The organism is Chitinimonas sp. BJB300 (assembly GCF_002735695.1).
Lineage (GTDB): Bacteria > Pseudomonadota > Gammaproteobacteria > Burkholderiales > Chitinimonadaceae > Chitinimonas.
In genome coordinates this window covers 1-13,881 of sequence record NZ_PDZH01000059.1, presented here as the reverse complement: position 1 = coordinate 13,881, position 13,881 = coordinate 1, and the positions used below count along the sequence as shown (strand labels likewise).

General features: G+C 55.2%; 17 protein-coding genes. 6 read left to right on the top strand and 11 right to left on the bottom strand.

Features of this window, described 5'->3' with window-relative positions; all coding sequences use genetic code 11:
* Positions 1–95 precede the first annotated feature (95 nt).
* The 5 genes from purM (at position 96) to CSQ89_RS11690 (ending at position 5,241) form a co-directional block, all read left to right on the top strand.
* Positions 96–1,142 carry a phosphoribosylformylglycinamidine cyclo-ligase gene (gene purM, locus CSQ89_RS11710; protein WP_099406345.1) on the top strand — a complete coding sequence of 349 codons (1,047 nt, stop codon included), beginning with the start codon at positions 96–98 and terminating at the stop codon, positions 1,140–1,142.
* 315 nt (positions 1,143–1,457) lie between these two features.
* Complete coding sequence (purN, locus tag CSQ89_RS11705) at positions 1,458–2,054, top strand: phosphoribosylglycinamide formyltransferase (RefSeq protein WP_099406344.1); 597 nt, start codon at positions 1,458–1,460, stop codon at positions 2,052–2,054.
* Positions 2,055–2,103: 49 nt separating this feature from the next.
* Positions 2,104–3,135 carry a DUF3108 domain-containing protein gene (locus tag CSQ89_RS11700; protein WP_158228978.1) on the top strand — a complete coding sequence of 344 codons (1,032 nt, stop codon included), beginning with the start codon at positions 2,104–2,106 and terminating at the stop codon, positions 3,133–3,135.
* A gap of 92 nt (positions 3,136–3,227) precedes the next feature.
* Positions 3,228–3,914 (top strand): DUF3108 domain-containing protein, encoded by a 687-nt coding sequence (locus CSQ89_RS11695; protein WP_099406342.1) that lies wholly within the window; start codon positions 3,228–3,230, stop codon positions 3,912–3,914.
* A 7-nt stretch (positions 3,915–3,921) separates the two neighbouring features.
* Positions 3,922–5,241, top strand: a complete 1,320-nt coding sequence (locus tag CSQ89_RS11690) for an RsmB/NOP family class I SAM-dependent RNA methyltransferase (protein ID WP_099406341.1) — start codon at positions 3,922–3,924, stop codon at positions 5,239–5,241.
* Between the two features lie 48 nt (positions 5,242–5,289).
* Here CSQ89_RS11690 and CSQ89_RS11685 read toward each other — a convergent pair whose 3' ends face one another.
* From CSQ89_RS11685 to CSQ89_RS11660, 6 genes are all read right to left on the bottom strand, one after another.
* The gene (locus tag CSQ89_RS11685) at positions 5,290–5,790 is read right to left on the bottom strand and encodes a ClpXP protease specificity-enhancing factor (protein WP_099406340.1); all 501 of its coding nucleotides are present in this window, start codon (positions 5,788–5,790) and stop codon (positions 5,290–5,292) included.
* 95 nt (positions 5,791–5,885) lie between these two features.
* Positions 5,886–6,491: a glutathione S-transferase N-terminal domain-containing protein gene (locus CSQ89_RS11680; RefSeq protein ID WP_099406339.1), complete on the bottom strand. Its 606-nt coding sequence runs from the start codon at positions 6,489–6,491 to the stop codon at positions 5,886–5,888.
* Positions 6,492–6,642: 151 nt separating this feature from the next.
* On the bottom strand, positions 6,643–7,464 hold the full coding sequence (locus tag CSQ89_RS11675) for a cytochrome c1 (RefSeq protein WP_099406338.1): 822 nt from the start codon (positions 7,462–7,464) through the stop codon (positions 6,643–6,645).
* 17 nt (positions 7,465–7,481) lie between these two features.
* Positions 7,482–8,837 carry a cytochrome b gene (locus CSQ89_RS11670; protein WP_099406337.1) on the bottom strand — a complete coding sequence of 452 codons (1,356 nt, stop codon included), beginning with the start codon at positions 8,835–8,837 and terminating at the stop codon, positions 7,482–7,484.
* A gap of 17 nt (positions 8,838–8,854) precedes the next feature.
* Positions 8,855–9,442: a ubiquinol-cytochrome c reductase iron-sulfur subunit gene (petA, locus tag CSQ89_RS11665; RefSeq protein WP_099406336.1), complete on the bottom strand. Its 588-nt coding sequence runs from the start codon at positions 9,440–9,442 to the stop codon at positions 8,855–8,857.
* A 121-nt stretch (positions 9,443–9,563) separates the two neighbouring features.
* Positions 9,564–10,310, bottom strand: a complete 747-nt coding sequence (locus tag CSQ89_RS11660) for a Nif3-like dinuclear metal center hexameric protein (RefSeq protein ID WP_099406335.1) — start codon at positions 10,308–10,310, stop codon at positions 9,564–9,566.
* A gap of 40 nt (positions 10,311–10,350) precedes the next feature.
* On the opposite strand from CSQ89_RS11660, the gene CSQ89_RS11655 reads away from it, so the two are divergent.
* Positions 10,351–11,532, top strand: coding sequence for a Do family serine endopeptidase (locus tag CSQ89_RS11655; protein WP_099406334.1), 1,182 nt, complete (start codon positions 10,351–10,353; stop codon positions 11,530–11,532).
* 61 nt (positions 11,533–11,593) lie between these two features.
* Here CSQ89_RS11655 and tatC read toward each other — a convergent pair whose 3' ends face one another.
* From tatC to CSQ89_RS11630, 5 genes are all read right to left on the bottom strand, one after another.
* The gene (gene tatC / locus CSQ89_RS11650; protein WP_099406333.1) at positions 11,594–12,346 is read right to left on the bottom strand and encodes a twin-arginine translocase subunit TatC; all 753 of its coding nucleotides are present in this window, start codon (positions 12,344–12,346) and stop codon (positions 11,594–11,596) included.
* A gap of 16 nt (positions 12,347–12,362) precedes the next feature.
* Positions 12,363–12,764, bottom strand: coding sequence for a Sec-independent protein translocase protein TatB (tatB, locus tag CSQ89_RS11645; RefSeq protein ID WP_099406332.1), 402 nt, complete (start codon positions 12,762–12,764; stop codon positions 12,363–12,365).
* Between the two features lie 3 nt (positions 12,765–12,767).
* Positions 12,768–12,986, bottom strand: a complete 219-nt coding sequence (tatA, locus tag CSQ89_RS11640; protein ID WP_099406331.1) for a Sec-independent protein translocase subunit TatA — start codon at positions 12,984–12,986, stop codon at positions 12,768–12,770.
* A 65-nt stretch (positions 12,987–13,051) separates the two neighbouring features.
* Complete coding sequence (locus CSQ89_RS11635) at positions 13,052–13,411, bottom strand: histidine triad nucleotide-binding protein (protein WP_099406330.1); 360 nt, start codon at positions 13,409–13,411, stop codon at positions 13,052–13,054.
* A gap of 5 nt (positions 13,412–13,416) precedes the next feature.
* Positions 13,417–13,740 carry a phosphoribosyl-ATP diphosphatase gene (locus tag CSQ89_RS11630; RefSeq protein WP_099406329.1) on the bottom strand — a complete coding sequence of 108 codons (324 nt, stop codon included), beginning with the start codon at positions 13,738–13,740 and terminating at the stop codon, positions 13,417–13,419.
* Positions 13,741–13,881: the final 141 nt, after the last annotated feature.

Genomic DNA, 13,881 nt, shown 5'->3' with positions numbered 1-13,881 from the left:
TCTGGCAAATGCCAAATCAGATTAAGGCTCTAGCGCCGCATTGTAACCGCATCCTCGGCGCACTCGCGTCGGTTTCCTTTCCAAGAGTTGGCACCATGACCCAAACCCCGCGCCAAAGCCTTTCCTACCGCGATGCCGGTGTAGATATCGACGCTGGCGACCAACTGGTCGAAAACATCAAACCGTTTGCAAAGCGCACCATGCGCCCCGAAGTACTGTCCGGTATCGGCGGCTTTGGCGGCCTCGTCGAAATCAGCAAGAAATTCAAAGAGCCGGTCTTGGTATCAGGCACCGATGGCGTCGGTACCAAACTGAAGCTGGCTTTCGAGCTGAACCGGCACGACACCGTAGGTATCGACCTTGTCGCCATGAGTGTCAACGACATTCTGGTCCAGGGCGCAGAGCCTTTGTTTTTCCTCGATTACTTTGCCTGCGGCAAGCTTGATGTCACCAGCGCCACAGAAGTCATCAAAGGCATTGCCGCTGGCTGCGAACAATCCGGCTGTGCGCTGATTGGTGGCGAGACGGCGGAAATGCCCGGCATGTATCCAGCTGGCGAGTACGATTTGGCGGGCTTTGCCGTCGGTGTGGTGGAAAAGAGCAAGATCATCACCGGCGACACCATTAGCGTAGGCGATGTTGTACTCGGCCTTGCTTCCAACGGTGCGCACTCCAATGGCTACTCGTTGATCCGCAAGATCCTGCACTTGACTGGCGCTGACTACAACGCACCATTTGAAGACGGCCGCTCGTTAGCTGACGTGGTGATGGCCCCTACGCGCCTTTACGTGAAGCCCATGCTCAAGCTGATGGAGACGATGACCGTCAAAGGTATGGCCCACATTACCGGCGGCGGCATCACCGAGAACGTGCCGCGCGTATTGCCTGCAAACGTTGTCGCCCAGATCGACGCCAAATCGTGGCAATTGCCCCAATTGTTCCAATGGCTGCAAGCCGAGGGCAATGTGGATGCCCAAGAGATGTATCGCACCTTCAATTGCGGCATTGGCATGGTCGTAGTATTGGCTGCGGAACAAGCCGACGCCGCCACGGCCTTATTGACCGCGGAAGGTGAAACGGTTTACCGCATTGGCAGTATCCGCCCACGCGAGGATTATGAGCACCAAACCCAAGTCGCTTAAGAATCACCGTATCGCCCTGCAAAGGACACGGAGGGCAACCTTCGTGTCCTTTGCAGTTCTAAGAACTTGTTTACGATCTGTCACGAGCAGATGTCAGCAGAGTGAAGCGCAGCGCAGAAACCGGAATGTACTTTTGTACATGAGGCTGCGAAGCACCGTAGCAGTTCGGCGTCCCCCTTGCGGGGGCTTTCGAGCGGCACATGAACCCTGATCACGGCTGCGCAGTAAGATCGTAAACAGGTTTTAACATCGGACACTTCGTCTTTGTCTCCAACACAAACCATGACGGCGACAGTGCCTTGGGAGTAATCGGTTTTGAAGCAGATAGTCATCCTGATCTCGGGCCGCGGCTCGAATATGCAGGCCATCGTTGAAGCAAAGATAAGTGGTGCCCAGGTTGCCGCTGTCATCTCCAACCGGCCTAATGCCGCCGGCTTGGCCTGGGCAGCTGCACAGGGCATTCCTACCATTGCGCTGGACCACAAGCAATATGCCAGCCGCGAGGATTTTGATGTCGCCCTGCAAGCCGCCATTGATGGTTTTTCACCCGACCTGGTTGTACTGGCTGGCTTCATGCGCATTCTTACGCCTGCCTTCACCCGCCAATATGAAGGGCGGATGCTGAATATCCATCCCTCCCTTCTACCGGCCTTTCCCGGTTTGCAGACCCACCAGCGGGCTCTGGAGGCAGGCTGCAAGCTGGCTGGCTGCACAGTCCACTTCGTCACCGCCGAACTCGACCACGGCCCCATTGCAGCCCAAGCCGCAGTACCGGTGCTGGACGACGACACCCCCGACTCTTTGGCTGCCCGCGTCATCGTTGAAGAGCATCTCCTCTATCCCACCATCGTCCGCGCGTTTGTAGAAGGTCGGCTGCAAATCGACGGACTACGCGTCCACGTGCAGGACTAAGCTCTTTCCGATGTTGTCGTCACGCCTGCTTCGTCTTCTGTTTGCCTTAATGGTGTCCCTCCTTTTGCATGTATTGCTGGCCACTGGTGACAGCGCCTGGCGCTGGTGGCAAGCAGCGTCGGAAGATGACGCATTTGAGCTCAAGCCCACCGATCGACGCCTGAAAAGCCAGTCACTAGAAGCAGACACCCATGCACAGTCGGAATCGCTGCCGAATGGCATATTCAGCATACAAATTGGTAGACCACCCCAACGTGCGCCAAAAAAAGCCTCGCCCAAGCCTGTTCCGATCGCGCCAGCTATCCCTGCCGAGCTAGTTACCGTCACACAAGCGCCCGAATTACCCTCCACAAGCACCCCCGACGAAACCGGTGCGGAACAGAGTGCGCCAACGCCACCAGCCGAGCCCCCCGCCTCTCCGACCCAACGGCCGCTAGTGGATACGACTTTTCCCCGTAGTGTGGATATCAACTATGTCGCGTTTGGGGTTATCGAGGCGGAACATCGCTGGCGCGCCGAGGGTAAGCGTTACGAGATCACGACCCGCATAAAACTGGAAGGTAGAGAATTACGTAGCCAAGGGGAAATCGGGCGCTATGGTCTTCGCCCCTTGCTATTCCGCGACGGTAAGGATGGCAACAGCCAACCTACTTCACAGGCAGAATTCAACTGGCCCAACAAAACCGTACGCTTGGGGGAGCCTGACAAGCAGCAAGAACTACCGTTGGAAGAGGGTGCTCAAGATATGTTTTCAGCAGCCTACCAATTCGCTTTGCTTGGAGACAAGCTGCCCAGCTTCAATATGCAGATCCTGAGTGGCAGACATAGCTATCAAGTACCATTTACGCTCAAGGGCGAAATCGAACTGCAGTTGTCCAACCAACGGATAACGACCTTGCTATTGACGGGCACCCATCAGCAGCGGCGGTTTGAGTTCTACCTTGCGCCCGCATGGAACAATCTACCGGTACGAATCAAGATGGCGGATGGCGACAAGGTGATCGACCTGAAAGCCAACCAAGTCCGTATTGATGGCCAACTTGTGCTTAACAAGCCGGAACGACCTACACGGGATCGTTGACAGCACGGCTGCCCTGCCCCCGCCTGATTCAGCTTACGCTCAGTCAGTGTCGATTAAGGTGCAAGCTAACAAATTGAAGAGGAAGTGCAACCATGCAAAATCATCGCAAACTCTGGCTTAGCAGCTCGCTGGCCTTGCTAATCCACGGTTTCAGCATGGCAAATCCGCTACCCAGCCAAGCCGTGATCGTCTACAAAGCCAACCTTGGGGGCTTTCCCGTGGGTGAGGCCACCCAGCGCTGGACTCTCAACAATGGCCGTTATGAGCTCAACACCGAGCTGCGGCCCATTCTGGGGCCGGATATTCGGTATCAAAGCACCGGCGATGTCACGGAAAAAGGCCTCAAACCCAGCGACTATGCCGAGTTTCGCAGTCGCAACAAACAACCGCGCACTCAAGCAAAATTTGACTGGGACAAGCAAGAGGTGACGTACGGCAAGACCGAGTCACTGCAAACCGGCAAACTCAGCATTGGTGCACAGGACTTGAATGCGCTCCCCTTCCAACTCAGTTGGCTGGGCAGCAAACCCGCACCCGTCATGCAGGTCATGACGGGTCGCAAACTCCGGGAAGATCACTTCAAAGAAGCGGCTCCCAACAAACTCACCCTCATGGGCAAATCGCACACCACCCGTGTCTGGATCTCACCAGACGGTACCGAAGCAACCGAAATCTGGCTTGCTCCAACACTGGGAAATCTGCCAGTGAAAATCATCCGCCACGACGACAAGGGCGAACTGCAACTTGTCGCCAAAACCATCGAATATCAATTGGACTAACTAATCAATGCCGCCCCTCAATCAAGACGCCTTCCATGCCGCCCTCGACGCACTGCGCGCCGCCTTATCGTTTGGTGCGCCCGCCGATGCGGTACTGTCGCGCTTCTTTCGCGAGAACCCAAAACTCGGCAGCCAAAACCGCGCCTTTATCGCCGAAGCCGTTTTCGGCGTGCTGCGCCAGAAATTCGTGCTGGATCGCATCTGTGCGCCCGACACTTCCCCGCGCCGCATGTTGTTGGCCTGGCTGATTCGTGGTGGGCGCAATCTACGCGAGTTCGACCCTATCGTCTCACGTGAAGATGAGCGCGCCTTCCTGGCAGGCGTCAAGGCATTCAAGGTGGAAACGCTGACGTTGGGCGAGCGGGCAGAGCTGCCTGAATGGGTAGCCGGCGAATTGCAGGCCAGCGGCATGAGTGACGAAGCCATTCTCGCACTCGGCCAATCGCTGGCCCAACCCGCTGCGCTTGATCTGCGCGTGAATACACAGAAAATGAAGCGTGAATCGGTGAAGGCCGAGTTGGCGGCGCTGGGGCTTGAAGCCACCGAAACACCCTACTCACCATTTGGGTTACGCCTCGAAGGCCGCCCCGCCGTCAACAAGCACACCTTATTCAACGAGGGTGCCATCGAGGTCCAGGATGAAGGCAGCCAATTGCTTGGCCTTCTAGTCAGCCCCAAGCGAGGTGAGATGGTAGCGGACTTCTGTGCCGGCGCGGGTGGCAAGACGCTGCTGCTGGGCATGCTGATGGCCTCCAGCGGCCGGCTATACGCCTTCGATGTATCAGAAAAACGCTTGGCCAATCTGAAGCCACGCTTGGCCCGTTCTGGGTTGTCCAATGTGCAGCCACAACGGATTGAGCACGAAAACGATACACGGATCAAACGATTGGCCGGCAAGCTGGACCGTGTTCTGGTCGATGCGCCTTGTTCGGGACTCGGCACCCTGCGGCGCAACCCAGACCTGAAATTCCGCCAGACTGCCCAATCGGTGGATGAACTCAACGTCAAGCAAGCAGCCATCCTTGCATCGGCAGCCCGCTTGGTGAAGCCTGGTGGACGACTGGTTTACGCCACCTGCAGCATCTTGCCTCGTGAGAATCAAGGCATCGTAGAAGCCTTCCTGGCGGCACACCCTGACTTTAATTTATTGCCCGCCAGCACTGTCTTGGCCGAGCAACGCGTAGAACTGAACACGGGGGATTATCTACAACTCACTCCCAAAGCACAGGGCTGCGACGGCTTCTTTGCTGCAGTACTTACCCGTAAACCACGCACAGCAGTTGCCCCCCCAAGCGATAGTGAGCATGCACCTGACGTAGCAGCATAAACAATAAAAAAAAACGGTACTTGTTCAGTGCCGTTTTTTACGTGTTGTTTATTTCACGATGCGTAGGTGACCACGCCCAGGTGATGGCGCTGGCGGGGTCGGCTCATCGTCAGGCCCTACAGCAGGCTTGTCTTGGTCCGCGTGCTCTGCTGCCACTTGTTCCGTCAGCTCCTGCACCACTGAACGCAATGACGACGATGCTGGCCGCTCGCCGCTATCCATCTCAACGACTTCGGTAAGTTCTGGCTCCCAAGCCATGCCTTCGCCCGTCTCGCGCGAGAACAACGAAACCACGGACCCAATAGGGACAATGATGTCACGCGATACACCGCCAAAGCGCGCCGAGAAACGCACATAGTCGTCGCCAAGCTGCAAATTACGGGTAGCGTTGTAGCTGACGTTAAGCACGATTTCACCGTTCTTCACGAACTCCATCGGCACCTGCATCTTGCCTTTAACCGCTGCAACAAGGTAAGGCGTATGACCATGGTCGGAACACCATTCGTGAATGGCACGCATCAGATAAGGCTTGATTGGAACAGAGTTCATACGCTCTACAAGTGAGAAAAGAAGAAACGTGAAACAAACAACACAGGTGCCGGCATGGCTATCAATACCCAACAATACCGGCAACCAACCTCACATTATTTACGCATGGCTTTTTCGTTTGGCGTCATCGAATCGATAAAGGCCGCGCGGGCAAACAAGCGTTCGGCGTACTTCAAGATAGGCGCCATCGGCTTGCTGACTTCTACACCATAGTGCTCCAAACGCCACAACAACGGCGCAATCGCCACGTCCAGCATCGAGAACTCTTCGCCCAGCATGAATTTCTGCTTGGCAAACAACGGCGCGATCTGGCCCAGATTGTCGCGAATCGTGTTACGCGCCTTTTCCAGGTCCTTTTTAGTGGAACCACTGGTTTCCAGGGTCTTTACGTGCACAAACAACTCACGCTCGAAGTTGAACAACATCAAACGGGCACGGCCCCGCATGATGGGATCAGCCGGCATCAGCTGTGGATGGGGAAAACGCTCATCGATGTATTCATTGATGATGTTCGACTCATACAACACCAGATCACGCTCAACCAGTACCGGCACTTCGTTGTACGGGTTCATCACCGCCAGATCTTCAGGTTTGTTATGGATATCCACATCAACAATCTGAAAATCCATCCCTTTTTCATACAGGACAATACGGCAGCGGTGGCTGAAGGGGCAGGACGTGCCTGAGTACAAAGTCATCATAAAAATCGGTTCTCCGTCAGCAACTTGATTAAATAAGGCTCGATTTTAGCATTTTGCTTATGGCAAAAGCCAGAAAACAAACATAAGCCGATGATTAATAAAAGAAAAACGGAGGAATTGCCCTCCGTTTTTCTTTACCTGACGCTAGCGCCTAATGAACGTCGCGCCAGTATTCCTTCTTCAACATGTAGGTCATGGGAATCAGCAGAAAGATCAAAAACAGCAAGACGCCATAACCTATACGTTCACGCGTCACCTGAGCCGGCTCGCCCATCCAGACGAGGTAGTTGGTGAGGTCAGCCACCTTTTTGTCGTAATCAAAGGTGTTCGCCTTGCCGTCTTCCAAACGGGTCAATTCACCCGCCTTGGTCAACACCAACTGGTGGGTCGATATTTTTTCCTTGCCATCGACGTGCTCCACCGCTTCCCAGGAACGCACTACAGCGCCCTTGGCTTCGGCACGACCTTCCACCGTCTTCAGCTCCAGATTACCTTGCAGCTGCCAAAGCACATGCGGCATGCCAACTTTGTCGAACACGGTGTTGTTCCAACCAGTAGGACGGCTGCTATCGAGGTAGAAGCTGCGAAAGTAGGTATATAGCCAGTCAGCCCCGCGCGAGCGGGCGATCAGGGATAGGTCAGGCGGGGTAGCGCCAAACCACACCTTGGCTTCCTTGGCCTGCATCGCCGCACGCATCGGTTCACCAATCTTCTCCGAAGCGAACATCAAGTTGTTGCGGATCTGTTCCTCGCTCAAACCTAAGTCCTGCAAACGGTTGTAGCGCATTGCAGTGGCCCCGTGACATGACAAGCAATAGTTGGCAAACAGCTGAGCACCACGCTGAAGCGATTCAACATCACGGACATCATTGGGCGAGCGATCCAGCGCCACTTCAGTCGAAGCCTGAACCGGCAAAGCCACTGGCAGGATTAGACTGAACGCCGCCAGGATTTGGGCAATCTTGATTTTCATGTTCTTGTCTCTCTCGATCAGACCAGCTTACCGAACACAAACGAACCGACAATTGCCAGAGCCGTATAAGCCAGGAAAGCAAGCTGTCGTTGGGTGTTGCTCTCGGTCGTGCGAGCCGGCACCGGTGTGCTGCCTACATCGTTCTTCGTGTAGAAAGGCATGAGAATAAAGAAGCCGAAGTAAATGAAGCTAAACCCCTGGGCCAGAATAGTGCGCAGATTGGTGGAAGGCTTAGCACCCAGAATACCCAGGCAGATGAACGCGATCAGGAACAATACCAACGCGACCTTGAACTTAGGACCACGGTAGCGGATCGACTTGACCGGGCTACGGTCCAGCCAAGGCAGCAAGGCAATGATCATCACTGCGGCGCCCATGCCGATCACACCCCATACCTGGGTACCCAGGAAAGAAGGAATGGCACGCAAAATCGCGTAGTAGGGCGTGAAGTACCAGACCGGCGCAATATGCGGCGGTGTCTTCAAGGGGTCGGCCGGGTCGAAGTTTGGATGCTCCAGGAAAAAGCCGCCCATTTCCGGCACAAAGAACAGCACATAACTGAAAATGGCCAGGAAAACTGCCACGCCAAAGATATCCTTGACGGTGTAGTAAGGGTGGAAAGGAATGCCATCAAGCGGAATACCGGTCTTTGGGTCCTTGTTCTTCTTGATTTCCACGCCATCAGGGTTATTGGAGCCAACTTCATGCAGCGCCACCAAGTGGGCAACCACCAACGCCAGCAACACCAACGGCACGGCAATCACATGCAAGGCGAAGAAACGGTTCAACGTCGCGTCAGAAACCACAAAGTCGCCACGAATCCAGACTGACAAATCTGGACCAATCACCGGGATCGAAGCAAACAGGTTCACAATCACCTGCGCACCCCAGAACGACATCTGGCCCCAAGGCAGCAGATAGCCAAGGAAGGCTTCAGCCATCAGGCACAGGAAGATCATCATCCCGAAGATCCAGATCAGCTCCCGTGGTTGCTTGTAGGAGCCATACACCAGCCCCCGAAACATATGCAGATAAACAACGACGAAGAACATCGAAGCCCCGGTTGAGTGCATATAGCGGATAAGCCAACCACCGGCCACATCACGCATGATGTATTCAACCGACATGAACGCCACCGAAACATTGGTGCCCGGAATGAGCGAGCCGTCCGGTTTGTAGTTCATGGTCAGGAAAATACCGGTAACGATCTGAATCACCAGCACCAACAGTGCCAAAGAACCAAAGTAGTACCAGAAATTGAAGTTTTTCGGGGCGTAGTACTCGGAGAGGTGCTCCTTGTACATTTTGGTCGCCGGGAAGCGATCGTCCACCCAATTCATCACATTGCCCGCCAGGGCTTGCAGCTTGCTCATCTCAGGCCTTCCCTCTTTTATTTGTCTTCACCGACCAACAGTACGCCTTCACTGACGTACTTATAGGGCGGGATATCGAGGTTCTTCGGGGCCGGTACGCCGGAGTAAACCCGGCCGGCGAGGTCGAACTTGGAACCATGGCAGGGGCAGTAGAAACCGCCCACCCACTCCGCTCCCAGATCTGCCGGAGCCAGGTCGGGCCGGAACGTCGGTGAGCAACCCAGATGGGTGCAAACCCCCAACGCCACGAGTACATTAGCCCTATCCTCACGCGAACGCCCTTTATTCTTGGCATATTCGGGCTGTTCACTGCCCTCTGAGCTCGGATCAACCAACTTGGCCTCGATCTTGGCCATGTTGTCCATCATTTCCTTGGTGCGATTCACAACCCACACAGGTTTGCCGCGCCACTCCACGTCGATCTTCTGGCCCGGCTCTAGCTTGCTGATATCCACCTCTACCGGTGCACCGGCAGCCTTGGCGCGCTCTGAGGGGAAGAAGCTGGCAATGAACGGTGTAGCGACCGCGACGACGGCGACACCACCCACGGCGCCGGTCGCGAGCGTCAGGAAGCGCCGCTTGCTGTTGTCCACTTGATTCGTCATACCCAGTCCCTGACTTTCTGACTTTTAAAATAATGGTCTAACCAAAACTGTACGATTTTAACTGATTCGCCCCGCTTACATAAGCCTTTGCAGCACTGGGGTTATTGCCCCACAGGCTGATCTAGACTGGGTTATCCAGATCTACATAGCACCAATCCAGATCAAACTTGCCCGCAAGATGCGACGCCAAAGCCTGCACACCATAACGCTCGCTCGCATGATGGCCTAAAGCCAGGAAGCCCACGCCCTGCTCCAGCGCTGCATGGTAGTTCTGTTCCGACACTTCGCCAGTCAAATACGCATCGCAACCGTGCGCAATGGCAACATCGAAATAGCCTTGAGCCCCTCCCGTACACCACCCAAGCCGGTTCACGCGCAGATTGGGGTCGCCCAACAATACCGGCTTACGCTGCAAAGCATGCTCTGCGCGCGCTGCCAATTCACCCAGGGTCAGCGGGATATCAGGCACCCCCAGCCAGATCAGACCCTGCTCCCCCGCATACCCATCACCCACCAAGCCCAAGCGGACTGCCAATTGAGCGTTGTTGCCCAATTCGGCATGCGCGTCCAGCGGTAGGTGATAAGCCAGCAAACTAATGTCGTTTCGCAACAACTTGGTCAAACGACGCTTCTTCATGCCGACGATGCGCGCGTCTTCGTTTTTCCAGAAATAACCATGGTGGACCAAAATCGCATCAGCCTGCCAAGCAATCGCGGCATCAATCAGCGCCTCGCTAGCCGTGACGCCGCATAGCAAACGCCGGACTTCTGCACGTCCTTCAACCTGTACACCATTTGGGGCATAGTCCCGGAAACGATCGGCAGCGAGCAGTTGTCCGGTATAATTTTCTAATTCTCGCAATAACATAGCGCATATTTCCAAGGCTCTCTCACAAGCGCCCTATCCAATGAAAAGACTTTGGCTGATTTTCGCACAAACCACTACGGCGGGTTTGGCGCTCTGGTTCCTGATGACGCTGCTCAAGCCCAGCTGGCTGCCGCAACGCATGGCTGAAGTTGTCACGCTGACGCAAACTGCACCCTCTGCCCTCTCCAAGCAGGCAGGCGGTATGCCGGGCTATCGCGATGCGGTCAAGCACGCCATGCCCAGCGTAGTGAATATCTATACCAGTAAAGCGGTGCATACCAAGCGCCACCCTCTCCTTGACGACCCGTTATTCAGGCGCTTTTTCGGCGACCGCCTTGAGGGTAATGAAAGCCAGCGTACATCAAGCCTTGGTTCGGGGGTGATCGTTAGTACCCAGGGCTATATCGTGACCAATAACCATGTGGTCGAATCGGCGGACGAAATCCAAGTTGCGCTGTCCGATGGCCGTAGTGCAGAAGCCCAGGTGGTGGGTACCGACCCTGAGACCGATCTGGCTGTCATCAAGATTGAAATGGATCAGCTTCCAGCCATTACTTTTGGTCGTGTCGATACGTTGAATGTTGGCGATATCGTATTGGCAATTGGCAACCCGTTTGGCGTTGGACAAACAGTCACCATGGGGATCGTCTCCGCACTCGGGCGCACAGGTTTTGGCATCAATACATTTGAAAACTTCATCCAGACCGACGCCGCGATCAACCCGGGCAACTCGGGCGGTGCACTCGTAGACAGCCAGGGCAACCTGGTGGGCATCAACGGGGCCATCTACTCCCGCACGGGCGGCAGCATGGGTATCGGCTTCGCCATCCCGGCCACCACGGTCAAAAGCGTGATGGAAGAAATCATCAGGGCAGGCGCAGTTACCCGTGGCTGGATTGGCGTGGAAACGCAGGACCTGACCCCTGAGCTGGCCAGGAGCTTTAAGCTCAATAGCACCGATGGCGTGCTCATCAACGGCGTAGTACGCGGCGGGCCGGCTGACAAAGCAGGGGTAAAACCCGGTGATGTGTTGGTCACCGTGAACGGTAAAGCCATAACCAATTTTGCCGATATGCTCAATCAAGTCGCCGGCCAAGCACCCGACTCCAAGGTGCTTGTCACCCTAGTCCACAAAGGCAAGCCCGTCGAAGTATCGATTACCATAGGCAAACGCCCCCGACTGCCTATCCCCATCGACGATAATAGTGAGGAAGAACAATAAGCCGTAGCAGGCAATAAAAAACGCCATCGTCGATGGCGTTTTTTATTGGTGCTACGTGTCTCTACCCCTCTGCTTGATCATCGGCCACCGCAACCGGCTTAGGCGCAATCAACCATGCAGACAACACCACGCCTAGCTCATATAGCAACCATAACGGCACCGCCAACATGACCTGTGACAACACATCGGGGGGCGTAACAACCGCAGCAACCACAAACGCGCCAACAATCACGTAGGGGCGAATCTCACGCAGCTTTGCCACAGTGACCAAGCCCATGCGCACCAACACCATCACAATCACCGGAGTTTCAAAGGTAACGCCAAAGGCGATGAACATACCCAGGACGAAACTCAGGTATTTATCGATGTCGGTCATCATCGATACACCCTCTGGCGTAGCGGCAGCCATAAAACCAAATACCACCGGGAAGACCAGGAAATAGGCGAAGGCCATCCCAACGGCGAAGAGCAGCACGCTAGAGAAGATCAACGGCATTACCAGCCGCTTTTCATGCTGATAAAGCCCTGGCGCCACAAAGGCCCAGGCCTGATAGAGCGAATGCGGCAACGTAATCAGGAAAGCCACCATGCCCGTAACCTTAAGCGGTACGAAAAAGGTGGCAGTGACGTCCGTCGCGATCATCCGGCTGCCTTCCGGCAGCACTTTCATCATCGGCAGCGCAAGCAGATGATAAATATCGCCAGACCAGTGAAACAGGATAAGAAAGACTATCAGCAACAAACCGGCTGCGCGCACCAAACGCATACGCAGTTCGATCAAGTGCTCGATCAGCGGTTGCAGGTCGGCATTCATGGACAAAAGAACCTAACTAGCGCTGATCGCGCTCGGGACGGGCGCTTGGCGCAACCGGGGCAAAAAGGTCGAACTGCTTATCGTCGGCACGTGGGGCCGGCGTTTCGGGCTGCGGGTCGCTCAAAGCCGTGCGTGTATCACCGGCAACCTCTTGTAATCCAGACTGTATCGGTGCAATACCGCCACGGATCTCGTCGCTCAACTTACGACCCGCCTCGCTCATCTCCGCTTCAAGCTCGCGCAGGCCATCCAACTCCACCTCGCGCTTGATATCGGCCTTCACACTCGCGACATACCGCTGCATCCTGCCAAGCAAGGCACCCACGGTACGCGCTACTTTGGGCAGGCGCTCAGGGCCAATGACGACCAGCGCGACCGCCCCGACCACCATCAGTTCGCCAAAGCTGATGTCGAACACGGCTTAACGCTTGTCTTTGGCTGCATCGTTTTCAAACACACGGCTGCCATCTACCTGCTTTTCAGGAATCTTTGGTGGCTCTTCTTCACTCTTCATTCCTTCCTTGAAGCCTTTTACTGCCGACCCCAAGTCTTTACCCATGCTGCCCAACTTTTTGGTGCCAAATACCAACACCACGATAACCAGTACGATCAGCCAGTGCCAAATGCTGAATGAACCCATTGCCATTACTCCTGAAGAACGCAGCTGGTTGGGGCCGCTGCGGGAAAATTACTTTGCACAGCTGCTTATTGGATCAGCTGCGCCATCATGGCTTCGGCTTTGCCGCCACCACCAAATACATGCAGATGCAGATGGAACACCGACTGCCCCCCCTTGGCTCCTGTATTGATCATGGTGCGAAAGCCGTCGCCCAGCCCGTGCTCACGCGCGAGCTGCGGGGCCAAGGTCAAAAGCCTGCCCAGCAATGCTTGATTGGCTGGCGTAACGCTCAGCAGCGACTCGACATGTTGCTTGGGCACAATTAAAAAGTGAACGTTCGCGATGGGGTGAATATCATGAAAAGCTATCACCTCCCCATCCTCGTAAATCTTCTTGGCTGGGATTTGCCCTGCGGCAATCTTGCAGAAAATGCAGTTGTCACTCATCACGTTTACTCGGGTCGGGAGTTCTTTTCATCAATGCCGGAAATGCCCTCGCGGCGCGCCAGCTCCGCCAGCACATCGTTAGGCCCCAAGTCCTGCTGCGCCAACAAAATCAGCGTATGAAACCACAGGTCGGCAACTTCACGCACCAGGTGCAGTTTATCGCCGTCCTTGGCGGCCATTACCGTTTCCACCGCCTCTTCCCCTACCTTTTTCAGGATGGCATCAAGCCCTTTGTGCATCAGCTTGGCGGTATAGGACGTCGCCGGGTCGGCGCCTTTACGGGCATCAATCGTATCGGCCAGACGAGTAAGGATATCAGCGTGAATCATGGTTGGCAGCTTATAAACTGATGTTACGCAGTAGCTGCGAGAAGCAGCTGTAACTGATCATAAGCCGCGCGGGAGGCGTTGATCAGTAACTTGCGGCAAAGTGCGAATGGGTTCTTCTGCGTCTTGATGCTCAGGCATTCA

Coding starts and splice junctions, on each gene's coding strand:
- CSQ89_RS11695 (WP_099406342.1), top strand. CDS start 3,228: ATGCAAAATCATCGCAAACTCTGGCTTAGCAGCTCGCTGGCCTTGCTA.
- tatC (WP_099406333.1), bottom strand. CDS start 12,346: ATGAATGCCGACCTGCAACCGCTGATCGAGCACTTGATCGAACTGCGT.
- CSQ89_RS11635 (WP_099406330.1), bottom strand. CDS start 13,411: ATGAGTGACAACTGCATTTTCTGCAAGATTGCCGCAGGGCAAATCCCA.
- CSQ89_RS11685 (WP_099406340.1), bottom strand. CDS start 5,790: ATGAACTCTGTTCCAATCAAGCCTTATCTGATGCGTGCCATTCACGAA.
- CSQ89_RS11660 (WP_099406335.1), bottom strand. CDS start 10,310: ATGTTATTGCGAGAATTAGAAAATTATACCGGACAACTGCTCGCTGCC.
- CSQ89_RS11700 (WP_158228978.1), top strand. CDS start 2,104: ATGGTGTCCCTCCTTTTGCATGTATTGCTGGCCACTGGTGACAGCGCC.
- CSQ89_RS11675 (WP_099406338.1), bottom strand. CDS start 7,464: ATGAAAATCAAGATTGCCCAAATCCTGGCGGCGTTCAGTCTAATCCTG.
- CSQ89_RS11690 (WP_099406341.1), top strand. CDS start 3,922: ATGCCGCCCCTCAATCAAGACGCCTTCCATGCCGCCCTCGACGCACTG.
- CSQ89_RS11680 (WP_099406339.1), bottom strand. CDS start 6,491: ATGATGACTTTGTACTCAGGCACGTCCTGCCCCTTCAGCCACCGCTGC.
- CSQ89_RS11670 (WP_099406337.1), bottom strand. CDS start 8,837: ATGAGCAAGCTGCAAGCCCTGGCGGGCAATGTGATGAATTGGGTGGAC.
- tatA (WP_099406331.1), bottom strand. CDS start 12,986: ATGGGTTCATTCAGCATTTGGCACTGGCTGATCGTACTGGTTATCGTG.
- CSQ89_RS11630 (WP_099406329.1), bottom strand. CDS start 13,740: ATGATTCACGCTGATATCCTTACTCGTCTGGCCGATACGATTGATGCC.
- petA (WP_099406336.1), bottom strand. CDS start 9,442: ATGACGAATCAAGTGGACAACAGCAAGCGGCGCTTCCTGACGCTCGCG.
- purM (WP_099406345.1), top strand. CDS start 96: ATGACCCAAACCCCGCGCCAAAGCCTTTCCTACCGCGATGCCGGTGTA.
- CSQ89_RS11655 (WP_099406334.1), top strand. CDS start 10,351: ATGAAAAGACTTTGGCTGATTTTCGCACAAACCACTACGGCGGGTTTG.